The sequence below is a fragment of the Ensifer sp. NM-2 genome (assembly GCF_003024455.1).
Taxonomy (GTDB): Bacteria; Pseudomonadota; Alphaproteobacteria; order Rhizobiales; family Rhizobiaceae; genus Ensifer; species Ensifer canadensis.
Genome location: NZ_PVZR01000005.1, coordinates 360,898 through 382,056, shown reverse-complemented (window position 1 = coordinate 382,056; position 21,159 = coordinate 360,898). Strand labels below are relative to the sequence as shown.

The 21,159-nt window shown below is 59.4% G+C and carries 22 protein-coding genes and 3 pseudogenes; 15 read left to right on the top strand and 10 right to left on the bottom strand.

Features of this window, described 5'->3' with window-relative positions; genetic code table 11:
- Positions 1-49 precede the first annotated feature (49 nt).
- Positions 50-300 (bottom strand): annotated as a pseudogene (locus tag C6558_RS41630) (LysR family transcriptional regulator); the annotation flags it as partial.
- A gap of 124 nt (positions 301-424) precedes the next feature.
- On the opposite strand from C6558_RS41630, the gene C6558_RS39920 reads away from it, so the two are divergent.
- The 4 genes and pseudogenes from C6558_RS39920 to C6558_RS13595 all read left to right on the top strand — a co-directional run bounded on the left by C6558_RS39920 (position 425) and on the right by C6558_RS13595 (position 1,469).
- Positions 425-598: a hypothetical protein gene (locus C6558_RS39920; RefSeq protein WP_158268936.1), complete on the top strand. Its 174-nt coding sequence runs from the start codon at positions 425-427 to the stop codon at positions 596-598.
- Between the two features lie 48 nt (positions 599-646).
- A pseudogene (locus C6558_RS41625) lies at positions 647-805 on the top strand (protein-disulfide reductase DsbD N-terminal domain-containing protein); the annotation flags it as partial.
- A gap of 18 nt (positions 806-823) precedes the next feature.
- A complete protein-coding gene (locus C6558_RS13600) occupies positions 824-1,213 on the top strand; it encodes a hypothetical protein (protein WP_245449166.1) in 390 nt (129 codons plus the stop codon).
- A 52-nt stretch (positions 1,214-1,265) separates the two neighbouring features.
- Complete coding sequence (locus C6558_RS13595) at positions 1,266-1,469, top strand: hypothetical protein (protein ID WP_107027370.1); 204 nt, start codon at positions 1,266-1,268, stop codon at positions 1,467-1,469.
- Between the two features lie 534 nt (positions 1,470-2,003).
- On the opposite strand, the gene C6558_RS13590 is transcribed toward C6558_RS13595, so the two are convergent.
- The 6 genes from C6558_RS13590 to tetR all read right to left on the bottom strand — a co-directional run bounded on the left by C6558_RS13590 (position 2,004) and on the right by tetR (position 6,892).
- A complete protein-coding gene (locus tag C6558_RS13590) occupies positions 2,004-2,861 on the bottom strand; it encodes an MBL fold metallo-hydrolase (RefSeq protein ID WP_107027369.1) in 858 nt (285 codons plus the stop codon).
- A 225-nt stretch (positions 2,862-3,086) separates the two neighbouring features.
- Positions 3,087-3,284, bottom strand: coding sequence for an NUDIX domain-containing protein (locus C6558_RS13585; RefSeq protein ID WP_245449171.1), 198 nt, complete (start codon positions 3,282-3,284; stop codon positions 3,087-3,089).
- Positions 3,285-3,334: 50 nt separating this feature from the next.
- Positions 3,335-4,534, bottom strand: coding sequence for an MFS transporter (locus C6558_RS13580; protein ID WP_107027367.1), 1,200 nt, complete (start codon positions 4,532-4,534; stop codon positions 3,335-3,337).
- Complete coding sequence (locus tag C6558_RS13575) at positions 4,531-5,568, bottom strand: adenosine deaminase (RefSeq protein WP_107027366.1); 1,038 nt, start codon at positions 5,566-5,568, stop codon at positions 4,531-4,533. Before C6558_RS13575 ends, C6558_RS13580 begins: the two co-directional genes overlap by 4 nt.
- A 144-nt stretch (positions 5,569-5,712) precedes the next feature.
- Complete coding sequence (locus C6558_RS13570; protein ID WP_107027365.1) at positions 5,713-6,255, bottom strand: helix-turn-helix transcriptional regulator; 543 nt, start codon at positions 6,253-6,255, stop codon at positions 5,713-5,715.
- A complete protein-coding gene (gene tetR, locus C6558_RS13565) occupies positions 6,242-6,892 on the bottom strand; it encodes a tetracycline resistance transcriptional repressor TetR (RefSeq protein ID WP_107027364.1) in 651 nt (216 codons plus the stop codon). Before tetR ends, C6558_RS13570 begins: the two co-directional genes overlap by 14 nt.
- Positions 6,893-6,993: 101 nt before the next feature.
- On the opposite strand from tetR, the gene tet reads away from it, so the two are divergent.
- The 4 genes and pseudogenes from tet to C6558_RS40755 all read left to right on the top strand — a co-directional run.
- On the top strand, positions 6,994-8,190 hold the full coding sequence (gene tet / locus C6558_RS13560) for a Tet(A)/Tet(B)/Tet(C) family tetracycline efflux MFS transporter (RefSeq protein WP_107027363.1): 1,197 nt from the start codon (positions 6,994-6,996) through the stop codon (positions 8,188-8,190).
- Between the two features lie 56 nt (positions 8,191-8,246).
- Positions 8,247-9,140, top strand: coding sequence for a phosphotransferase family protein (locus C6558_RS13555; protein ID WP_158268935.1), 894 nt, complete (start codon positions 8,247-8,249; stop codon positions 9,138-9,140).
- Complete coding sequence (locus C6558_RS13550) at positions 9,140-9,709, top strand: GrpB family protein (RefSeq protein WP_107027361.1); 570 nt, start codon at positions 9,140-9,142, stop codon at positions 9,707-9,709. Before C6558_RS13555 ends, C6558_RS13550 begins: the two co-directional genes overlap by 1 nt.
- Before the next feature lie 73 nt (positions 9,710-9,782).
- Positions 9,783-9,917: pseudogene (locus tag C6558_RS40755) on the top strand (Fic family protein); the annotation flags it as partial.
- A gap of 323 nt (positions 9,918-10,240) precedes the next feature.
- On the opposite strand, the gene C6558_RS13540 reads toward C6558_RS40755, so the two are convergent.
- Genes C6558_RS13540 through C6558_RS13530 form a run of 3 tightly spaced genes read right to left on the bottom strand, consistent with a single transcriptional unit; the run spans position 10,241 to position 13,042 of the window.
- Complete coding sequence (locus tag C6558_RS13540; protein WP_158268934.1) at positions 10,241-11,224, bottom strand: TRAP transporter substrate-binding protein; 984 nt, start codon at positions 11,222-11,224, stop codon at positions 10,241-10,243.
- Between the two features lie 50 nt (positions 11,225-11,274).
- Positions 11,275-12,546, bottom strand: a complete 1,272-nt coding sequence (locus C6558_RS13535; protein ID WP_107027359.1) for a TRAP transporter large permease — start codon at positions 12,544-12,546, stop codon at positions 11,275-11,277.
- Between the two features lies 1 nt (position 12,547).
- The gene (locus C6558_RS13530) at positions 12,548-13,042 is read right to left on the bottom strand and encodes a TRAP transporter small permease (protein ID WP_158268933.1); all 495 of its coding nucleotides are present in this window, start codon (positions 13,040-13,042) and stop codon (positions 12,548-12,550) included.
- A 276-nt stretch (positions 13,043-13,318) separates the two neighbouring features.
- Here C6558_RS13530 and C6558_RS13525 point away from each other — a divergent pair, with 276 nt between their 5' ends.
- The 7 genes from C6558_RS13525 to C6558_RS13495 all read left to right on the top strand — a co-directional run bounded on the left by C6558_RS13525 (position 13,319) and on the right by C6558_RS13495 (position 21,151).
- Entirely contained in the window at positions 13,319-14,818 is a 1,500-nt protein-coding gene (locus C6558_RS13525) for an ABC transporter substrate-binding protein (RefSeq protein WP_245449164.1), read from the top strand.
- Positions 14,815-15,627: an IclR family transcriptional regulator gene (locus C6558_RS13520; protein ID WP_107027356.1), complete on the top strand. Its 813-nt coding sequence runs from the start codon at positions 14,815-14,817 to the stop codon at positions 15,625-15,627. Before C6558_RS13525 ends, C6558_RS13520 begins: the two co-directional genes overlap by 4 nt.
- A 77-nt stretch (positions 15,628-15,704) precedes the next feature.
- Positions 15,705-16,730, top strand: coding sequence for a sugar ABC transporter substrate-binding protein (locus C6558_RS13515; protein ID WP_107027355.1), 1,026 nt, complete (start codon positions 15,705-15,707; stop codon positions 16,728-16,730).
- A gap of 115 nt (positions 16,731-16,845) precedes the next feature.
- Positions 16,846-17,829 carry an ABC transporter permease gene (locus tag C6558_RS13510; protein ID WP_107027354.1) on the top strand — a complete coding sequence of 328 codons (984 nt, stop codon included), beginning with the start codon at positions 16,846-16,848 and terminating at the stop codon, positions 17,827-17,829.
- Entirely contained in the window at positions 17,819-19,366 is a 1,548-nt protein-coding gene (locus tag C6558_RS13505) for a sugar ABC transporter ATP-binding protein (protein WP_107027353.1), read from the top strand. The genes C6558_RS13510 and C6558_RS13505 overlap by 11 nt, the downstream gene beginning before the upstream one ends.
- Positions 19,363-20,355: an ABC transporter permease gene (locus C6558_RS13500; protein WP_107027352.1), complete on the top strand. Its 993-nt coding sequence runs from the start codon at positions 19,363-19,365 to the stop codon at positions 20,353-20,355. Before C6558_RS13505 ends, C6558_RS13500 begins: the two co-directional genes overlap by 4 nt.
- Before the next feature lies 1 nt (position 20,356).
- Positions 20,357-21,151, top strand: coding sequence for an SDR family NAD(P)-dependent oxidoreductase (locus C6558_RS13495; RefSeq protein WP_107027351.1), 795 nt, complete (start codon positions 20,357-20,359; stop codon positions 21,149-21,151).
- Positions 21,152-21,159: the final 8 nt, after the last annotated feature.

Sequence of the window (21,159 nt, the reverse complement as noted above, 5' to 3'; positions counted from 1 at the left end):
CAGCGCGCTGTTTCAGTCGATACATTATGCGATCCTCGTGTGCCGCAACGCCCGCCTTCGCCAGTGACCTACCGATGTTGGCGATGTTGTCGCGGGCGGCCTTCGGATTGTCCTTCGACGAGGCGAGCCCGAGCCCGAAGTCGACGCCCCTCACCCAGCCAAACTCGAAATTGCGGTGGGGTAATCCAGTGCCCGTTCCGGCGCAAAGCCGATGCCAAGACCGGCGGATACCAGTCACACCACCGAGAAGGTGTCGTCACACGCGTAGGCGACGATCTGCGACAGATCGTGCCGCGAGAACGAGAGGAACTTCTCGGATCCTCGATACCGATCTCGCTACGGCCAAGCCGCCCTCACTTTAAGGCTGCCTTAAGGTGGCGACTGGATTGGTCGCGCGACGATGAAGGACGAGGACCCAACAAAGATGCTGAAAGCAAACCTCCTGGCACTGGTTTGGGCTTTGATGGTGGCAATCTTGCCGGCCCGGGCGCTCGAAGCGCCCCTGCCGATGGATGAAGCCTTCGTGCCCGCTGTCGTTAGGAATGAGGACGGGCGCCTGACGATCACCTGGAAAATCGCCGACGGTTATTATCTCTAAAGAGACTTTCTTTCGGCAGAAGGCGACACCAATCAGCCGCTAACCCTTGAGACGAGGCCAGGCAGGATCAAGGACGACCCGGGCTTTGGCACAACGGAAGTGTATTCCCAAAAGGCATCAGCCTGGATCGCCGACGCACCCCAGACCATTCGCCTGACGTACCAGGGCTGCCAAGATGGAGGGTTGTGCTATCCGCCGGCAACGCGGACGATCGATACCATCGCGATGACCATCAGCAAGCCAGACAGCGGCTTTGCGTTCGCGCCTGCCAAGGACACACCCCCGGTGGAAACGCCGGACACAGCGTTTTCCATCGCAGCTGTCAGCGGCGAAACGGCGGTCGACCGGCTCATGACCGGTGGCGGCCTTGCCCTGCTACTTGCCGGCTTCCTCGGCTTCGGCCTGCTGCTCGCCTTCACGCCCTGCGTCTTCCCAATGTATCCGATCGTCGCCGCGATGCTCACACATGAGAGAGAAGGACTGACGGCAGGACGCGGCTTTTTGCTGGCATCCGCCTATGTGCTGGCGCTTGCGGCAGCCTTCGGCCTCCTCGGCATCGCCGCCGCCGTTACTTCCGGAAATTCCGGGTTGCACCGCGCCAAACACGGCGCATAATTATTTGCGCTGGGACTGACATGTCCTCCTTATCGGTTGGGAGCTATGTGTGATGAACAAAACCGCTGCATCTCGCCAAGAGATAATAGAGCCTGACTACTTCAACAAAATTGAAAGCGTGTTTCGCGAACTAGTGCGCCAAAAGGGCATCGCATTGGAAAGCGAAGAGGCTGACGCGCTTGCCGCCCGACTTATCGGGCTGTACCAAAGCGGCATCCAAGACGCTGACGCCCTCAAGCAGGTCATGAGCTACTAGCGCTCATCGACATAACTCCCGCAAAAAAAGCGGCCCCTCTGCTGTGGAGGCCGCAATCGCTGTACGTACCCAGTACCTAACTTTACAACGATCCCAGCTGCGGCGGAATACTCGCCGAGTTTTGCCGCATCAATTGCCCGCCCTCGATCCGCTGCAGGATCTCGCGCTTGACGCGCGTGTCAACGGATCGGCTATGAGCCCGCCCTACCTGCGCATGCCGTCGGCAGGGCGCACCAGAACCAGCGACGAGGTGAAAAGTTCCGGCATGGGACTTCAGTCCCGGCCAGCCTTTGGCAAACCTCTGAGATCGATTGTTACGCCCCCGTCGCGCTAAATTTCTCAATCAGCCCATGTCGCTGAAGACCCTCACAAGAAAAAGTCATGGGTGGGTAACGGCTCCAGAGCGGCTCTTCCGTCCCTGCGGGCTGCTCTGCGGCTGTCAAGTTCGGACGCTCGGGACCGACTTCAACCTCGTCCCGCCGCTCGGTTTCTAGCAATTCGCGGCCACGTAAACCGAATGCCGAACTTCTGCAGCTACTTCGACAGAATTGAAATTCTACCGAACTCGTATTTGTTGTAGTGCCGACCCCAGAGGTCCACGCCAGCCTGAGGTTGCGCTTTGCCGGAAAGAACCTCTTCCGACGCCGCCAACGCGATCGGCAACAGGCCTTTGTGCTGACATGGCGCATTGTGACCAGGCATCAGAACGTCAAATTCATCGTAGTGGCGCATCAAAAGCTCATAGCTCTTCTGCAATTCGCTAACGTCGCCGCCATCCAAATGAGACCATACCGGGCCATTCAGCAAGATATCGCCGCTGAACAGGATTCGATGCGTTTGATCGAGCAGGCAGATATGGTCCGGTGCTTCACCCGGCGTGTAGAGCACCCTCAAGTGAATATCGCCTATCTCCAGCACATCATCCTGCTTGAGCCACCGTGATACCTTGAAAGGCGGGAGTGCCGCTTCCTCATGTCGAAAGCCATGCGGCCAGGGTGGCGTCACGAGTTCTTTCCTGAGAAGCTCCCAAACCAGAACTTCCTGCGGCGCTCCTTCGCTTGAGATGTTGCGCGAGCGCGGATGATCGAACATCAATATCTCGGAAAACTGATGGTTGCTGCCGAGATGATCCAGATGCGTGTGCGTGTTGACGACTGTAACCGGTAATGTTGTCAGTTGCTCTACAACACGGCGCAAGTTTCCAATGCCGCAGCCGGTATCGATGAGGATGGCACGGTTGCTGCCAAGTAGCAGATAAATGACGGTGTGCTCATAGTGACGCGGCTCTGAAATGGCGAAAAGATAATCCGAAATTATCAGAACTTCGAACCAGTCATCGTCGCTCGTAAAGCGCTGAGGCACAGTGGTTTGGAAGTCACGCGCGTCGATCATTTTTGTCCGTCACTCGCCTCATGCGGAGGTTCCAGGATATCCGTCAAGCAGGCGGGCAGCAACCAGCCGATCGAGATTCCTCATTTTAGCTTGGTAGTGGTCTAGCAAAGCTGCAGGAATTGCTCCCTTGGAACTGGCAGCCGAGCAGGCCCGGGCCGCGTTGGTGGATCGTCATCGCACAGACCGAATCGTATTCCTTGAGATGCCATATGATTTGTCATTGGGTCATCGGATAAGGTCCTTCGTGCGCAGCCGGGGCGACAAACCGCCCGAGATGTTCGGGCATATCGGCGGACACTTCGATGCCAGTTCGCGTGACAGGGCCTCGCGCGGCGTTTCGCCCGCCTCGATTTTTCCACCTGCCTGCATGAAACTTCTGGTCCCACGCTTGCGTACCAGTAGAGTGTTGCCCGCGGCATTCATGATAATGGCGGCAGCGATCCGGATTGTTCGTCTGGCTGCGTCCTCCTCCATCAGAACGTTCCCCTTTCCTTCGGAGCAGCCCGCGGAGCCGCTTGCAACAGGATTAACAGAAGCGGGACGATCACGACCATACCGGCGGCTAGCATCACTCCCGATACGCTGGAGACAGTCAAAATCCGGGCACCGAAAATGGCTCCGAAGCCGATGGCCGAATTGATCACCGCCGAGTGTATTGCAGCGGCGGACATGACTGTCGCACCGGCCGCGCGCAAGATCCAGGTCTGCAGTCCCGCGAACAGCGCAGCGATGGCGGCGCCCCAGATGACTAATAAGACAAGGACGCGACCTGTTCCCAGCTGGGGACCGAACCATCCAAGGCCGACGAGCGCCAGGCACAGGGCAACCAGCCCCGCAGTGATGATGGACTTCATGAAACGGTCGATGAGTAAGCCGGTCAGGATATTCCCAAGGAATCCTGCTCCACCAAAACCGAACAACAACGCGCCGATCATGACATGAGGAAGATTCGGAACCTCTCTGAGGAATGGTTCGATAAAAGTGTAGGCTGCGAAATTCGCCGCCGCCATAAATGCCGTTACAGCATAGATTCCCAGCAGATCAGGTCTGCGGAACACCGATCCAAGCTCTCTCCATCCCGCTGGCGATCCCGGCTGCATTTTCGGAAGAACTACGCCCATCAGGACTGAGGTAAGCAGTCCGACTGCGCCAATTGAGCCGAACGCTGTACGCCATCCGCTCGCCTGCCCGACGAGGTTTGCGAGCGGCACGCCGACAACGGTCGCCATCGAGATCCCGCCGAATACGATCGCGGTCGCGACACCCATACGGTGGGACGGTGCAATCTGTGATGCGACCGCCGCGGCCATGGCCCAGAAGAAGCCGTGAACGATAGCGCCCACCGTGCGTGCCAGCAACAGCCCGTCGAAACTGTGGGAAATCATCGCCGCAAGATTGGTCGCGGAAAGAACGAGCATCAAGACGATGAGCAGCGGCTTGCGAGGAAACTTCTGAAGCAAAACAGCCGACAAAAGGCCGCTCGCAGCGCCGATCCAGGCGTAGAGCGTCATCGTAAGCCCGACCGCCGCCTGATCTTTTCCGAGATCTAGAGCGATCTGGGACAACAGCCCGATCGGCGCGAACTCGGTAGTAACCATAATGAACGAGGCAATGCCGAGCATGATTACGGCAAGCCAGATACGGATCGGAGAATCTTTATCTTCAGCTCTCATTGTGGGGAGCCCGCTGTCAGACCTACCGGCCTCATCTCCCCGATAACGTTTCGGTTCGATCTGCGCCTGTCCTCATCCATGAACGCGGCCCTGAGGCTATTGTCTGCCAGCGTCAGTTGCTCGTCTTCGGTCAGGCTCAATGCCTCGGTTGAGCGGATGAAATTTTCGTTCACATGTCCTCCGAAATATGCCGGGTCGTCGGAGTTGATTGTGACGCAGATGCCAGCACGCAGGAGCCGACGAAGATTGTGCTCTTCAAGCGAAGGAAACACCTTCAGTGCGACATTCGAGAGCGGGCAAACCGTGAGGGGAATGTCCTTCTCGGCAATGCGTCGCATCAACTCCGGATCGGCCTCGCACTGGACACCATGATCGATGCGGTCGACGTGTAGCCTGTCGATCGCCTCAGCGACATAGTCTGACGGGCCTTCTTCGCCGGCATGCGCCGTCGTCTTCCATCCGAGCGCGCGTGCCTGGGCGAAGACGTCCACGAAGGGCGAAGGAGGATATCCTTTTTCTGGTCCACCAAGCCCAAGTGCCAATATCCTGCCTTGCCAAGGCCGAGCCATCTCGATAGCGGCGAAAGCCTCGTCCACGTCTTTATGCCTGCGAACGCAAGGGATCATACCGCCGGTGATATCGAGCCGCGATCGGGCGTCCGCATACGCGGCGCTGATGCCATTCATCACTGCTTCGAACGGCACACCCCGCTCGGTGTGATCGGATGGGGTGATGTAGATTTCTGCATGAACGACATTGTCCTGCCGAACGCGAGACAGATAGGCAAGCGTCAACTCATAGAAATCACGCTCGGTTCGAAGAACGGTCAGGCCAGCCCAGTAAATCTCCAGAAATGACTGAAGATCACAGAAGCGATATGCCGCCAGGACATCTGCCATTGATTTGTACGGGATGGCCACATCATTGCGGCGGGCGAAATCTAGTAGCATGCCCGGTTCTAATGTTCCCTCCACGTGCACGTGAAGCTCGGCCTTGGGAACGGCCTTAATGTCAAACCACGGAACGGCATTCATCGATCGCAACCTCTTCGTGCGTCTGTTTTGTTTGGCGGCTTCAGGCGATGCACCCCGCCGCACTGCGCGTGGAATAACAGTTCGAGGCGAAGCCGGCCGCGCATAAAATATGCGGAGATTGTCGAGACGATCTCGACATCGATTTCAGGCGATAGTGGTGACCAGCCGCGCGGGGGCGCCGTCAGCAAGCATGATGCGTTCCCAAAGCATCCGGCCTTGGAAGATCGGCAGTTTCACGTCCGCATTGGGACCTGTATCGATCTCCAGAGAGTCCAGCTGCCCGTCATGCCATCCGAGTCCTTGGAGCGTTACATCAGCCGCGAGGATTTCGGGAGAGGCATAGACAAGTAACGATTTGCCCAGGAACTCTGATAGGCCAGTTCGCCACTCCGCCTGCCGTGGCGCCGACGCGGCAAGCAGACAATGCGTCCGGTCGCAAACCAGATGAACCTTGCGCATGGACGATTCCACAAGGCGTTTCAGCGCGACATCCTGTGCCGAGCCTAAAGGGCCGGCGAGCAACCGACAAACGGCGGTCCACTGTGCTTCAGAGAGATCGAGAATTCCGCGCTCCCAGCGCGACACGGTCGCCTGATCCACGCCCATCAACTCCCCGAGGTGGCTTTGCTTCATCTGGCGCAGCAAGCGCATTCTCCGCAGCCTGCGGCCGTGATCATTCGTCAACATTTCTCGACCCTTCAACGTGTCCCTTAACAAGCGCCCTCTTCGCCAATCCATCGACAATCACCGCGAGTCCCTGCTCGAACGCCGCATCCGGACCAGCTTCGTCGAGGGCGTCTATCGCGGCTCGCAACATCGGCGGGAGTGGTGCCTGTTCAATGGTGCCGCCGCGCTCGCCGGTATCGCTGTCGCCGGCCTGCTGCTCGAGCACGGCCCCAACAGTGAAGTAGCTGATCGTCATCAGCGCATAGACCGCCTCCCCGACCGAGAAACCCGCCTCGCAAAGAAAGCGAAGCTGCGCCTCGGCCGTCTCCATCTGCGGTGCGCCCGGCCGCGTGCCGGCATGGATGCGGGCGCCATCGCGATAGGCGAGTAGCGACTGCCTGAAGCTGTGAGCATTCCCGATTAGAAATGAGCGCCAGTCGTCGTCGGCCTTCGGCACTGAATACGTATGTCTTTCCGCCAGCATGGCTTCGGCCAGTGCATCGAGTAGCGCCCGCTTGTTTCTGAAATGCCAGTAAAGCGCCGGCTGCTGGACCCCCAGCCGTTCCGCCAGTTTTCGTGTCGTCAGACCGTCTACGCCGACTTCGTTCAACAGATCCAGGGCGGCGCGGATCACTGTATTTGGCTGCAACTTTGTCATAGTTGACATTCTATCAATGATAAATTATCCCGTCTATCAACTTATCAACGATAAATAATCCGCGTTCATCGGAACGGTGGAGACCGGACCGGAGTTCAGACGTGAAAACCGATAAAGCCCTGATCATTATTCTGAGCACCGTCGCGCTCGACGCAATCGGCATCGGACTTATTATGCCGGTGCTGCCGGGCCTCCTGCGCGATCTGGTTCAGTCGAACGACGTCACCGCCCACTATGGCATTCTGCTAGCGCTATATGCGTTGATGCAATTTGCCTGCGCACCTGTACTGGGGGCGCTGTCGGATCGTTTCGGCCGGCGTCCGGTCTTGCTCGCCTCACTGGCGGGCGCCGCTGTCGATTACGCCATTATGGCGACGGCGCCCTTTCTTTGGGTTCTCTATATCGGGCGCATCGTGGCCGGCATCACCGGGGCGACCGGCGCGGTAGCCGGCGCCTATATCGCCGATATCACCGATGGCGACGATCGCGCGCGGCACTTCGGCTTCATGAGCGCCTGTTTCGGATTTGGCATGGTCGCGGGGCCAGGGCTTGGCGGGCTGATGGGCGGCATTTCCCCCCATGCTCCGTTCTTTGCAGCCGCAGCCTTGAACGGCCTCAATTTCCTGATGGGCTGCTTCCTTTTGCCGGAGTCGCACAAAGGCGACCGCCGACCGCTGCCCCGGGAGGCTTTCAACCCGCTCGCTTCGTTCCGGTGGGCCCGGGGCATGACCATCGTCGCCGCCCTGATGGCCGTCTTCTTCACCATGCAACTCGTCGGCCAGGTGCCAGCCGCGCTTTGGGTCATCTTCGGCGAGGATCGCTTTCATTGGGACGCGACCCGGATCGGCATTTCGCTCGCCGCATTCGGTATTCTGCATTCACTCGCCCAGGCAATAGTCACCGGCCCTGTTGCCGCCCGCCTCGGTGAAAAGTGGGCACTTATCCTCGGAATGGTTGCGGACGGCACGGGGTACATCCTGCTTGCCTTTGCGACACAGGGCTGGATGGCGTTCCCGATCATGATCCTGCTTGCGTCAGGTGGCATTGGAATGCCGGCGCTGCAGGCAATTTTGTCCAGACAGGTGGACACGGAACATCAGGGACAGCTTCAAGGATCGCTCGCTGCGCTCACTAGCCTGAGCTCGATCGCCGGGCCCCTCATCTTCACGGCGATCTATGCGGCTTCCATAACAACGTGGAACGGGTGGGTATGGATTGCCGGCGCCGCGCTCTACTTGATCTGCCTGCCAGCCCTGCGTCGCGGACTCTGGAGCGACGTAAGGCAACGAGCCAATTGATCACGGCGATGCATCGCCGTCAGTCTTGCGAACCGAGCGCTAGCGGAGAGTTATGCATGCCCAAACCCACCCTTTCCCGATCATCGCTGATCGCCACTATTACGCGTGCGCTGGGTGAGATTTCGCATCTTACTCAGATCACCGAGGGAGAAGAATCTCGAGCCTTCAGCTTTCGGACGAATGGCGAAAACTTTATCGTGCGGATCAACCAGACACCCGACGGCTTCAACAAGGATGCCTACGCTTATCAACAGTTTGCGACGGCAGCATTGCCGATTCCCGAAATCGTAACGCTTGGCGAACTTGATGGCGGACATGTCTATTGCGTATCACGACGGGTCCCTGGTGTGACTCTGCAGGATTTGAAGCGCGCGGAACTTCCAGTTGTCGTCGGCCCGGTAGCGTGCGTGCTGGACGCGATTGCTGCATCGAACATCGGGGCAACAGGCGGTTACGGCCCTTTCGACCCGCAAGGAAAGGGCGCCTACGCGACTTGGCGAGATTTCCTGACAGCTATCGCAAGTCCGCGTCAATATGATTGGGCTGCTGCTGGGCATCGGGCCGATCTGGACCGTGTCCAGCCCTTGCTGAACGAGGTTCTCGCTTTGGCCGAATATTGCCCGGAAGCTCGCCAGCTCATTCATGGAGACTTTGGGTCAAACAACGTGCTGACAGATGGCCACCGCATCACCGGTGTCATCGACTGGTCCGAGGCCATGTTCGGCGACCCGCTCTATGACGTCGCCAATATCTTATTCTGGCGTAGTTGGCTGATGTGCATGGAACAGCAGGCTCGCTTCTTCGAAGCCCAGTGTGTCGATCGTCTTCGCCATGCAGAAAGGCTCCGTTGCTATCAGCTCCGGATCGGGTTGGAAGAAATCTTTGAGAATGCCCTTCACGGCACAGCGGAGAATGTCGCATGGGCCATCGATCGATGTGAGGAACTGTGATGCCGACGACCGAAGAAACTAGAGATGCCCTTGGCGAAGTTTCCATCATTAGCCCAGATGAAGCGTGGCCCGCTCAGTTCGAGGCCGAGCGACGGCGCTTGCTTTCCTTACTGGGCAAGTCGGGTCAAAGCCTTCAGCACTTCGGCAGCACTGCTGTCCCAAATTTGAAGGCGAAACCCATCATTGACATGATGGCGCCAATTGCCTCGCTTCCAATCGACTGTCATCTCTCCGGCCGACTGGCTGAGGTCGGCTATATCGCGGTCGATGCCGGCTTTTTCAAGCGCGCTTTCTTCCGCCGTCCAGCCAGTGGCGTCGATCCTGCCTTTCACCTCCATCTCGTGTTTGCGCCATCTTGGCCAATGAAAAACGAGCTGCTCTTGAGAGACTGGCTGATAGCAAATCCGGATGTGGCACGGGCCTACGAGGCTCTCAAGCTCGAATTGGCACGGCAGTTTCCGGATAACATGCCCCGCTATACATCGGGCAAAACCGCCTTCCTACGTGCCGCGGTCAATGACGCGCGCGCAAGCATCGGTTTACCACCTGAAACAGACTGGGACGAGTAGGGAAACACTTTTCACTCCTCAACGATGTTTAGTTGTCGTGGATGGAACGGGAAGCGTTCATCAGAATGCCGGCATGCCGACCGTCAACGCGGCTCTGGACCAACTACAGAGACTTGGGATCGTCGAGGAAACCACGGGCCGGCGGTGTGGTCGGGTGTTCGTCTATTACGCATACATCGAAATTCTCAGCGACGGTGCAGGCGCCTAATACGGTCCCGTCGATACGCGATCTGACGCTGCGCGAGCGCGCGGTGAGTGCCGGTACAAGCGCCTCAACCTGGACAACCCTGCCCGCTCAACGGCAAGCGCGGCGGCGAAAGTCGGTAGCGATTTATTTCCAGATCCCGCTCGACTTAAGCACGTCTTTCCAGACAGCAAAACGCGCTGACAATGTGATCGAGTGTCGCTGCGACGGAATTTATGCCCTGGCTCTGCGGAGAGCGAGCTAGGAGCTCGATGACATTGAGCCCCCTTTCGAACGCGGAAACGACGCTCGCGTCCCGGGCCGTCACGATCTCCGCCGTGTTCAAGTCACTGGTTTGCAAGCGCTGCGCGAACCTTGCTCACGAGGTTCGGCGTCCATTTCGGGAATGCCTTCTCGATACCCTCTGCGCCCTTGGCGAAGGCGGCGCGGTCAACGTCCTCGACGATGGTCATGCCCTTGTCCTTGAGAACCTGGACGCTGGCGTCGTAGGCCTTGGCCGTGTCTTCGCTGATCCAGTCGCAGGCCTTCTGGCTTTCCTCGGCCACGACGGCTTGCTCTTCCTTGGAGAGACCATTGAAGGCCGACAGGCTCATCACGATCGGCGATACGTCGACGATGTGGTTCGTCTTCATGTACATCTTGGCGTGTTCGTAGTGCTTCTGGTCGACGATGGCGTTCGGTGGCGCCTCGGCGGCATCGATGACGCCCTGAGCCAGGGCGCTATAGATTTCCGGCCACGGCATCGGTGTCGGCGTCGCGCCCATCGACTTGGCAAGCTCGGTGTACATGGTCGCTGGCTGCACCCGGAACTTAAGGCCGGTCATATCGGTCGGAACGCGGACTGCCTTGTCGCGGGTGTAGAGATCACGCGTACCGAAATTGATATGACACAGCACTTTGAGATTGCTCTTCTCCAGCTCCTCGGCCCACAGCTTCGGCATGTCCGATGCAAGGAATGCCTTGATCTGCCCGAAATCCTTGAAGAGAAACGGGTAGACGAGCACTGAATAGTCGGGGACGTAGTCGGACAGTACGCCGGTGCTGAGCTGGCCGATCAAGGCGCCCCCGAGGCTGATCTGCTCGCCCACAGCGGTGCTTTCGCCGAGCTGACCGCTGGGGAACACGCCGACTTGCACCCGACCGTTGGTCCGGGCCTCGACGGCTTCCTTGAACTTCAGGGCGCCGAGATTGACCGAGTGCTGTGGTCCGTTCATGTGCGCGAGGCGCAGCTCGGTGACTTGAGCCTGCGCCGCGGATGTCGCGAGCATTCCCAGCGCAACGGCTGCCATGGTTTTCAGTAGGATTTTCACGATGTCTCCTCCCGTGATTGTGGTGATTTGGCGCAGGTGTCCCCAGGCGGCTACATGTAGGCTAGCCAGGTAGCGGTCTGCGGTACGAAGATAATGAGCAGGCCGGTGACAACGATCGCGATCAGGAAAGGTAGGCATTCCCGGAAAAACGGGCCCATCGGCACCTTGGTGATTGCGCATGTCGTCGCCATCAGCGTGCCGACTGGTGGGGTGATGCCGCCAAGCAGCGAAACCAGCACGAAGACGACGCCGTAATGTACCGGGTCGATTCCGGCCGCCGTCACGGCAGGTAGGAACATTGGTGCCAGGATCAGGATCATCGGCAGGCCCTCGATGAAGATGCCGACAATGAAGACCAGCACGCAGATCATCATGAGCAGCAGATGCGGCTCGGAGGTGATCGCGACGAGCTGCTCGGCGACTGCCTGCGGGATGCGGTCGAAGGTCAGGACGAAACTGAGTGCACCGGTTGCGGAGAGCACGAGCATGATGGCGCCGGTCGTCGCCGCTGTGGTGCGCATCGCGGCATAAATTTCCGACCAGCTCGCTTCTCGTGTCACGGCGCAGAAGAGGAGCGCATAGACGACCGCAACAGCGCCGGCCTCAGAGGGCGTGAACATGCCGAGGCGAATACCGAAGGCGATGACGAGCGGCAGCAGTAGCGCTGGCAGGGAACTGATGAAAGTGCGTCCAACAACGCCCCAGCCGCGCCAGGCAGTATCGCCACCATAGTTGCGGCGTTTGGCGATGATGTGAGTTGTCGCCATGAAGGCCAGCGTCAGCAGGATGGACGGAACAATGCCGGCCAGGAACAGTGCCCCGATCGAGGTGTCGGTGACGAAGCCGAACATCAGAAGGCTGATGGAGGGCGGCAGCATCGCCGCTGTGAAGGCCGATGTCGCGGTGACTGCAGAGGAGAACGCGACATCGTAGCCGCGCCGGGTCATCTCGGGCACAAGCATCTTGGCGTCCATGGCTGCATCGGCGTTGGCCGAGCCACTCATGCCGCCCTTCAGCGTGCTGACGACGACATTCACCTGGGCGAGGCCGCCCGGCATATGTCCGGTCAGTGAAGTGGCGAAATCCATCAGGCGCCGCGAAATGCCGCTGACATTCATCAGTTCGCCCGCCAGCAGGAAGAGTGGAATGGTGATGAGCGGAAAGGGCTGAGTCGCGTTGACCAGGGCCTGGATGACGCCGAGCGGCATTAGACCGGGCTCGAACATGACGAACAGGATGGCAGCTCCAAGGATCACGAGAGCAATCGGCATGCCCGTGATCATCAGACCGGAGAAGACGGTGAAGAGGCCAGCACTTCCCATCTCAAACCTCGACAGTCTTGCGGGCGGGGTTGGCGAGGAGGCGTGCGAGGTCCCAGAAAATCCAGCCGATATAGATGGTGCAGCCTACCGGCACGGCCGCATACATCCAGGCCATCGACAGACCGATGGTCGGCATTTCCACGCGCGTCCGACCGGCAAGTGCATAGGCGTACCAGACGATGTAGCTGAGCACCGCGAGCGACAGGAAATGCGCGACGATTTGCAGTAGCCGCAATGATGCCGGGCCGAGATACGGCGTCAGAACGTCCGCACCGAGATGGGCCGCCTGCGCCGCGCCGCCGGCGAGCGACAGGAATACCAGCCAGACAAAAAGCAGCGAGGCGAGCTCATAGGAATAGAGGATCGGCTCCCCAAGGACATAGCGAAAGAACACCCCAGTGGCGATCAGTAGCGTAATGGCGATCAAAAGGGCGACCAAAACGGCCTGGTAAAGACCGATCAGTGTGCCCAGGCCGCCTTTGGAAGTGCCTCGCATCATATACCTCCTCAATTTTCATATATGAAAACGACTTTCCTATGTTAAATATCACTGGAGTGGTCGCCGCGTCAAGCGCCCGCGCAGGTGACCTGGCGAAGTCTGGCGGGAGTGCTGAAGTTCTTGGTGCTTGCTCGCTTGTCGCCGCAGCATCTCTCCGGCCGAAGGCACCAGCAGATCGAGACTTGAAAGGTCTCGGCCCATCAGTTCGAAAGCGTAGAGACGCCATCGCTCTCGTCGCGGCGCATGCTTAGGTCGTCGCCCGAACGGGCGAGGATGACTTCGCTCTGCCACACGAATATCGGCACTGGTGGCGCCACCGCTCTTCGGGCTGCCGTAAGCGCCAGCGTCGCTAGATGCCCGGATCGCTGCGCCTGTCATCTGGCCGCGCAGGGCCGCGTCGCGGACATCGGCGCCGGTCATGGTTTCGACCTTAAGACCGCGATCAGAGAGGGCCCTGCCAATGGCTTCAGGCTCGCGTGGCGGGTAGCGGCTTACTGCCAAACTTCAACCCATAAACTCGCTTTCATTTTTTCATATAGGCAATCTACTTGCACAAATGAAAAATTCAAGCTATTGAATGTGTACTCAAGGGACGCACCAGGAGGAACGCTGGAAGTGATAAAATTGCGTGGATTGGCGTGGGATCATCGCCGCTGCTGGGGACCACTGGACGCCAGCGTGATCCCCTATGGCGAGGCAAATCCCGACCTTCGGATCGAGTGGGATCGCCGCAGCCTCTACGAGTTTGGCGAAGGCGCGCTGGCCGATGTTTTGTCGTCTTATGACCTTGTGATCTTCGACCATCCCTTCATAGGCGACATTGCCGCAGAGCATCTGATGGTGCCGTTCGACGGATATATCGCGCCGGAACAGCTCAACACATTCGCTGCCGATACAGTGGGAAAATCCTGGGAATCCTACGCAAAGGCCGGACGGCAATGGGCGCTGCCGATTGATGCGGCGTGCCAGGTGGCCAGCTATCGGCCGGACCTTCTTGCCGCTTATGGTGCGCCGCCAGAAAACTATGTCGACCTGCTCGAGCTGGCGCGAAAGGTGCGGCAGGACGGAAAATGGATAGGCCTGCCATCGGTGCCAACCGACGCCATGTGCCTGCTGCTGACTTTCTGCGCCCAAAAGACCGGCAATGACGTCTACGGCTTCACCGACAGCAAGGTCGTCGAGAGCGCCATAGCCGATCTTAGGGAACTGGCTGCCCTTGCGCATCCGCTTTCGCGCCAGTGGAATCCGATCCGCTGCTACGACCACATGATTGCAAATGACGATGTGGTCTATGTGCCCTATGCGTTTGGCTACGTGAATTATGCCGCAGCAACCGAAGGGCGCCATCTAAGCTTTGCCGACATTCCGGCCAAAAATTGCGCCGGTGCACTACTCGGCGGCGCGGGTATCGGTGTAAGCGCTCGATCGCGACATCGTGATGCGGCGATGGCCTATGCGATCCACCTTTCGTCACCCGACTATCAGCGCAGTTTCTACGTAGATGCGGGCGGCCAGCCCGGTTCGCTGTCGGCCTGGCAGGACGAGCGCGTGAATGCCGAGACGCGGAATTTCTTCAAAGATACGCTCAAAACGATGCAGGCATCCTACCTGCGCCCCACCGATCAGGGGTTCATTGCGTTTTTCCGTGAGGCAGCACCGAATGTCGCCAAGGCGATCCACGGCGACATGGCGCCGGATGATTTGTGCAGTGTGCTCGGGCGGCTCTATGCCGAAGCTCGCAACCGATCGATGCACGGTGAGGCGGCGCAATGACCCCTTCCAAGCAAGAGACCACGACCGGCGAGGACAACGGCAAGGGCGAATACCGCGCCCCCGCCGCAGAAAAAGTGCTCGACATCCTGGAGTTCATGGCCAGTCAGCCCGACGGCCTGACGCAAACCGAGATCTCAACGGGCCTCGGCCGATCGATCCATGAGATCTACCGCATTCTGCTGCTACTGGAAAAACGCGGTTATCTGGTGCGCACCCAATCAGACCGCATCCGGCTCTCGCTCAAACTGTTCGAACTGGCTCATATGCATCCGCCGGTGAACCGGCTGATCGAAAGCGCTCTGCCGATCATGCGTGACCTCGCGGACAATTCGGACCAGAGCTGCCACCTTGTCGTGCTCGACGAGCTCAAGGTGCTAATCGTCCTGCAGGTCGATTCACCTTTGCCGATGCGCTACTCGGTGGCGCTCGGTTCCCGCTTCCCGGCGATGGAGACAAGTTCCGGCGCGGTCCTGCTGGCTGGGCTCCCCCGCTCCGACCGTGACGCCGTCATCGCGCGCATTGTCGAAGCTGGCGACGCTTATGGCTCGCAGACTGAAATCGAGGCGCGCCTTGAGGCGATTGCCGACCTTGGCTACGAGGTGCGCCCCTCACTGGTCGTCGATGCCTGTACCAACATCTCGCTTCCGGTGCACGACCACACAGGTGTGGTGATCGCAGCGCTGACCGTGCCTTTCCTGCCGCAAAGACAGGCCCGTTTCAACCGGGACACGGTGTTGCAGACAACGGTTGAGGCGGCGGCGAGAATTTCGGCAGCCCTCGGGGCGCCACAGCATTTGCTCCAAGCCTAGGGGCGCATGCAGATCCGGGACGGCGGTTTCCGTCCAGATGAGCGGCAGCGGAGGCTGCTCCAAAGGGAGAGAAGACAATGGCATTGATCAAGACGTTACTGCTGACATCGGCCGCCACCTTGATGACGGTTTCGGTGCAAGCCCAGGATATGCCGAAGAAGATCGGCTATGTGACCAACTACGCAACGCATGAATGGTATCAGAACGTTATCAAGGGCATGCAGGCTCGCGGCAAGGAACTGGGTATCGAAGTCGAGGTCCAGGACGCCAATCTCGACATTGCCAAGCAGGTTGCCGCCGCCGAGGACTTCATTGCCAAGGGCGTTGACGTCCTCATCGTCACACCTGTCAACGAAGAAGGTGTCGTTCCGCTCTTGCGTCAGGCCAAGGCTGCCAACGTCCCGGTTGTTCTGGAGGGTAACCCGGTCAAGGGCATGACCACCATGGTCGCGATCTGTGATTACGACACCGGCTATCATTCTGGCGTGGCTGCCGGCAAATATGCCAAGGAAAAGCTCGGTAGCGTTGCGAAGGTGATGAATGTCGGTCTGCCGCTGCTTTCGGCGACTGTTCTGCGCTCGCAGGGCTTCATGGATGGTATCAAGACTGAAATCCCCGATGCCGTAATGGTCCATGACCTCGACGGCGGCGGCAATCCGGACCGTGCGCTCGAAGTGTCGTCGGCTGCTCTGGCAAAGAACGCCGACATCAACATTATCTACGGCATCAACGATTCCTCGGCGCTCGGCGGCCTCCAGGCCTGGAAAGCGGCGGGCAAGTCGCAGGACGGGCTCCTGACCGTCGGTACCGGCGGCGAAGGCCTCGCCTTCATCAACGCGATCGAAAAGGAACCATCTTATCGAATCGAGGCGGCCATGTTCCCGGAAAAGGAAGGCTTCACCGCTATCGACGCAGCAGTGAAACTATTCAATGGTGAAGAGGTTCCCGAGCACATCGTCAGCCCGACTGCGCCCATGTTCGGCGACGAATGGAAGAAGTACTATGACTACGATGGCACCAGCCGGGCGATCAAATGGGATGCCGTCAATGCACTGCAGGCTCCGGCTAAGTGCATGAAAACTTCGGCCGACCTCAAGAAGTAAGCCGCAAGGAACCGGCCCTGCCAACGTCCGGCGGGGCCAAATTGCTGTCGCGCCCGCGACCCCTGATGCCCCGCCAGTTCGGGCGCATCGCCTGACACTGTGAGATGGATAAGAAATGAGTGACATTTCTCAACCCGCACGGTCTGGCCGGCCTTCGCTTGGCCAGGTCGCCGGTAGTGGCCAGATCGTGCTTGGCGCAATCCTCTTGGCGTTGTGTGTGGCGATCTCACTTGCTGCGCCGCAGTTCTATTCAGAAGCCAACGTCATCGCGATCCTGCGGCAATGCGCATTGGTCCTCATCGTGGCTTCGGGAATGACGATGCTGGTCATTACCGCCGAAGTTGACCTCTCTGTGGGGGCGTCGGTGGCCTTTGTCGGTTGCATCGCAATGGCAGTGCTGAACGCTACCAGCAGTCTCACTCTCGGCATACTTGTCGCACTTGCGTTTGCCGGCGGCGTTGGACTGGTCAACGGCCTGGTTGTGACGCGGCTCAGGGTCAATTCGCTGATTGGCACAATCGGCATGATGATGATGCTTCAGGGCGGCGTGTATTTGTTCACCCGCGAGGCGGTTCAAAACCATCACCAGCTGCCGTCGTTTACTGCACTGGGAGCCGGCTATGTCGGGCCCTTCCCGATCCCTGTAATCTTTGCCGCCGCGATCTTTGCAGTCGCCTATGTCACGCTACGCTTTACGACACTCGGTCGCTATCTCTACGCCGTCGGCGCCAATGAAAAAGCGGTCCGGCTGTCGGGTATACGATCTGAGCGCTTGAAGCTCTTCGGCTTTGTCGTCACCGGTTTGTGCGTCGGCGTCGCCGGCCTCATTCTGGCGTCCCTGATGAATGCCGGCCAGCCGACGGCGGGCCGCGGCTTCGAACTCACGGTCATCGCAGCTGTCATCCTTGGCGGCACCAGTCTGACCGGCGGACGGGGATCGCTGTTCGGCACGCTTCTCGGCGTCCTTGTCCTCAAGGTCATCGACAACGGCATCATCATCCTGGGCTGGAACCAGGATCTTCAGATGGTCGTGCCGGGCATCGTTATCGTACTGGCAACCTATCTCGATTTGGTGCGGAGCAAGCACAATGACCGTTGATTTTCCACACCTTAGCGGGCAGTCCAACCAGACGGTCCCTGCTCTTGAAATGCGCGGCATCGGCAAACGGTTTCCAGGTGTGCTGGCGCTCGAAAATGTCGACCTGACACTGGAGCCTGGCAAGGTCCACGCGCTGATGGGCGAAAACGGCGCCGGCAAATCGACGTTAATCAAGATCATGGCCGGCGTCTACCAGCGAGACACTGGCACCATCCAGATCCATGGCCGCGATGCTGCCATAAAGTCGCCGCGCGACAGCCTGCGCGAAGGCATCAAGGTGGTGTTCCAGGAGATCGCCTTGATCTCCGAATTCACTGTCGCCGAGAACATCTTCCTCGAGGGTTATCCCACCGGCAAAACCGGGTCGATAGACTGGAAGAAAGTCAGGGCGGATTCGGCGGCGCTGTTCAACCGGATCGGTTTCAACGTAGATCCTGCAGCACGCACCGGCTCGCTACCGGTCAGCCAGCAGCAGATGGTCGAGATTGCCCGGGCGCTCGCCCATGAAGCGAGCGTCGTTGTCATGGACGAGCCAACCTCTTCGCTGACGCCGAACGAGGTGGCGCTCTTGTTCACGGTGATCCGCCGGCTCACCTCGCTGGGCATTGCGGTCGTCTATGTCAGTCACAAGCTGGACGAGGTGTTCGAGATCGCCGACACCGTGACGGTGCTGCGCGATGGACGCCATATCTCGACCAAACCGATCGGCGAGCACACGCACGACACGCTGGTTCACGACATGATTGGTCGGCGCATCGAGAACCTGTTTCCGCGGCAACGCGGCGCAGTTGGAACCAAGGTCGCGTTGTCTGTGCAGGGACTGTCCACCCCGCGTAAGCTAAAGGACGTCACCTTCGAGGCTCGCGCCGGCGAAGTGCTCGGCTTCTTCGGGCTGATGGGCGCCGGACGCACGGAACTGGCCAAGGCCATCGTCGGTTTCGACCCGATCAGCGCCGGCACCATCGTGGTTGACGGCAAGGTACTTGCGCCACACAATACTAGTCGAGGCGTCAAGCTGGGCATCGGCCTTTTATCTGAGGATCGCAAGACCGAAGGCCTGATGGGCGAGCTGCCAGTCTATCAGAACGCCAGCCTGGCGTCCTTGCAAGGCTTTGCCTCGGGCGGCTTCGTCGATGCGGCGCGGGAAAAGAAGGCGGTCCAGGAATATGTCGACCTCTTCCGGATCAAGACGCCCAGCCTGTTCCAGCAGATAAAGAACCTGTCGGGCGGAAACCAACAGAAGGTTCTGATCGCACGCTGGCTGATGCGCGGGCTCAAGGTGATCGTTGTCGACGAACCGACGCGCGGCATCGACGTTGGCGCGAAGTCCGAAATCTTCACGCTCATCGACCGGCTTGCCAGCGAAGGGTTGGCGGTCGTGATGATGACGTCCGAGATGCCGGAACTACTCGGACTGTCCGATCGCATCGTCGTCATGTGCGAAGGCCGCATCACCGCAACTATGTCGCGCGACGATGCCACCCAGGAAAATATCCTGAACGCCGCAATCGGCTCCAAGGGAAAGGACGTCGCATGACCATCGCCCTTCAATCTACTAGCCATCCATCATCCACGCTGGAACGCATCTTCCACCGCCAGGAAGTTGCGTTGCTGGTGTGCCTCATCGTCGTTCTGGTATTCTTCTCGCTGACGGCGGATAATTTCCTTTCCGCTCGCAACATCACCAACGTGCTCGGCCAGGCCTCCCTGCCTTTGATCGCCGGCATCGGCTGTGCCGTCGTCTTCATTTCGGGCGAGGTCGACATTTCGATCGGATCGCTTCTCGCCGCAATCGCAGTGCCGCTGATCGTCATCATGAACGACAGCAACTCCTTGGCGCTTGGCATTGCTGGGGCGCTGGCGATCGGCTTGGCCGTCGGCATCGTCAACGGTTACCTGACGGCCTATGTCGGCATCAATTCGCTGATCGTGACGCTGGGCATGATGTTTGTCCTGCGCGGCGGGGTGTATCTTTATACCGGCCAGCGCGCTATCCCCGACAACGCTGCGCTCGACAGCTTCATCGCACTCTCCGACGGCCGCCTGTTCGGCGTCCTCCCCTATTCGGCGGCCATTGCCATCATCCTGCTTGCGGTTTTCGGCTATGTGATGCGTCACCGGCCATTCGGACGGCAGATCTATGCGGTCGGCGGCAATCCAGAGGTCGCCCGCCTGGCCGGCTATGACGTCCGCCGCGTCAAGTTCATCTGCTTCATCATCAGTTCGCTTCTAGCCACCATTGCAGGCATCATTCTGGCCGCCCGCGTCGGTTCGGCACAGCACACCGCCGGCCTGACCTTCGAGTTCCAGGTCGTTGCCGCAACTGTCCTTGGCGGCGTCAGCCTTGCCGGCGGTATCGGCAGTCTGACCGGGATGGCGCTTGGTGTTCTCATCCTGCAATTCCTGTCCAACGGCCTGCGCGGTCTTGGCCTGCCGACCGAATGGCAGTTGGTCATCACCGGCATGATTATCATTGCCGCGGTCAGCTTCGACGAACTGAAGCGCCGCCGGGCGCAGGGAGCCTGACATGGCACGACTTGAAGGAAAAACAGCTGTTGTAACTGGCGCTGCCGACGGCATCGGCTTTGCTATTTCTGAGGCTATGGCGCGTGAGGGTGCACACGTATTCCTCGGCGACATAGCAGCAGATAAAGGCTCCAAGGCCGCCGATCAACTGCGCGCCGAGGGACTGAACGCGGACTTTCTGCATTGCGACGTGTCGATCGAAGCCGACATTGCCGGTCTCATCGATGCTGCAGTCAAGAAGACCGGCCGGCTTGACGTGCTAGTCAACAATGCGGCAATCGCCATTGGCGGCATGCCGGTTTACGAAATGAGCGACGAGCAGTGGCACCGCCTGATCGCGGTCAACCTCACCAGCGTTTTTCGTGGCTGCAAGTATGCATTGCCGCACATGATCGCGCAGAAGTCGGGCTCGATCATCAACATGGCATCCGCCCAGGGACATATCGGCCTCGACGGCTGGACGGCCTATGCCGGCGCGAAGGGCGCTGTGATGTCAATGAGCCGCCAGATGGCGGTCGAGTTCGGCCCGCACAATATCCGCGTCAACTCGATCTCGCCGGGCACGATCAACACGCCGATGAACGAACAGGTGATCGAACAACTCGGGCCTGGGCTCATGCAGTCCTGGATCGGCATGCATCCGATCGGTCGCATCGGCAAACCGTCGGAAGTCGCCGAGGCCGCGGTCTATTTGGCCAGCGATGCGGCCGGCTTCACCACCGGCATCGACCTGCGCGTCGACGGCGGACTTACCGCCATGCCCCACTTCATCCCCCATAACTCCAAACCTGTGTGAGACTGAAA

What these genes read in the sequence shown, in the direction of transcription:
- C6558_RS39920 (WP_158268936.1), top strand. Translation starts at nt 425, where the DNA reads ATGCTGAAAGCAAACCTCCTGGCACTGGTTTGGGCTTTGATGGTGGCA.
- C6558_RS13600 (WP_245449166.1), top strand. Translation starts at nt 824, where the DNA reads ATGACCATCAGCAAGCCAGACAGCGGCTTTGCGTTCGCGCCTGCCAAG.
- C6558_RS13595 (WP_107027370.1), top strand. Translation starts at nt 1,266, where the DNA reads ATGAACAAAACCGCTGCATCTCGCCAAGAGATAATAGAGCCTGACTAC.
- C6558_RS13590 (WP_107027369.1), bottom strand. Translation starts at nt 2,861, where the DNA reads ATGATCGACGCGCGTGACTTCCAAACCACTGTGCCTCAGCGCTTTACG.
- C6558_RS13585 (WP_245449171.1), bottom strand. Translation starts at nt 3,284, where the DNA reads ATGAATGCCGCGGGCAACACTCTACTGGTACGCAAGCGTGGGACCAGA.
- C6558_RS13580 (WP_107027367.1), bottom strand. Translation starts at nt 4,534, where the DNA reads ATGAGAGCTGAAGATAAAGATTCTCCGATCCGTATCTGGCTTGCCGTA.
- C6558_RS13575 (WP_107027366.1), bottom strand. Translation starts at nt 5,568, where the DNA reads ATGAATGCCGTTCCGTGGTTTGACATTAAGGCCGTTCCCAAGGCCGAG.
- C6558_RS13570 (WP_107027365.1), bottom strand. Translation starts at nt 6,255, where the DNA reads ATGTTGACGAATGATCACGGCCGCAGGCTGCGGAGAATGCGCTTGCTG.
- tetR (WP_107027364.1), bottom strand. Translation starts at nt 6,892, where the DNA reads ATGACAAAGTTGCAGCCAAATACAGTGATCCGCGCCGCCCTGGATCTG.
- C6558_RS13555 (WP_158268935.1), top strand. Translation starts at nt 8,247, where the DNA reads ATGCCCAAACCCACCCTTTCCCGATCATCGCTGATCGCCACTATTACG.
- C6558_RS13550 (WP_107027361.1), top strand. Translation starts at nt 9,140, where the DNA reads ATGCCGACGACCGAAGAAACTAGAGATGCCCTTGGCGAAGTTTCCATC.
- C6558_RS13535 (WP_107027359.1), bottom strand. Translation starts at nt 12,546, where the DNA reads ATGGGAAGTGCTGGCCTCTTCACCGTCTTCTCCGGTCTGATGATCACG.
- C6558_RS13530 (WP_158268933.1), bottom strand. Translation starts at nt 13,042, where the DNA reads ATGCGAGGCACTTCCAAAGGCGGCCTGGGCACACTGATCGGTCTTTAC.
- C6558_RS13525 (WP_245449164.1), top strand. Translation starts at nt 13,319, where the DNA reads ATGACTTCGCTCTGCCACACGAATATCGGCACTGGTGGCGCCACCGCT.
- C6558_RS13520 (WP_107027356.1), top strand. Translation starts at nt 14,815, where the DNA reads ATGACCCCTTCCAAGCAAGAGACCACGACCGGCGAGGACAACGGCAAG.
- C6558_RS13515 (WP_107027355.1), top strand. Translation starts at nt 15,705, where the DNA reads ATGGCATTGATCAAGACGTTACTGCTGACATCGGCCGCCACCTTGATG.
- C6558_RS13510 (WP_107027354.1), top strand. Translation starts at nt 16,846, where the DNA reads ATGAGTGACATTTCTCAACCCGCACGGTCTGGCCGGCCTTCGCTTGGC.
- C6558_RS13505 (WP_107027353.1), top strand. Translation starts at nt 17,819, where the DNA reads ATGACCGTTGATTTTCCACACCTTAGCGGGCAGTCCAACCAGACGGTC.
- C6558_RS13500 (WP_107027352.1), top strand. Translation starts at nt 19,363, where the DNA reads ATGACCATCGCCCTTCAATCTACTAGCCATCCATCATCCACGCTGGAA.
- C6558_RS13495 (WP_107027351.1), top strand. Translation starts at nt 20,357, where the DNA reads ATGGCACGACTTGAAGGAAAAACAGCTGTTGTAACTGGCGCTGCCGAC.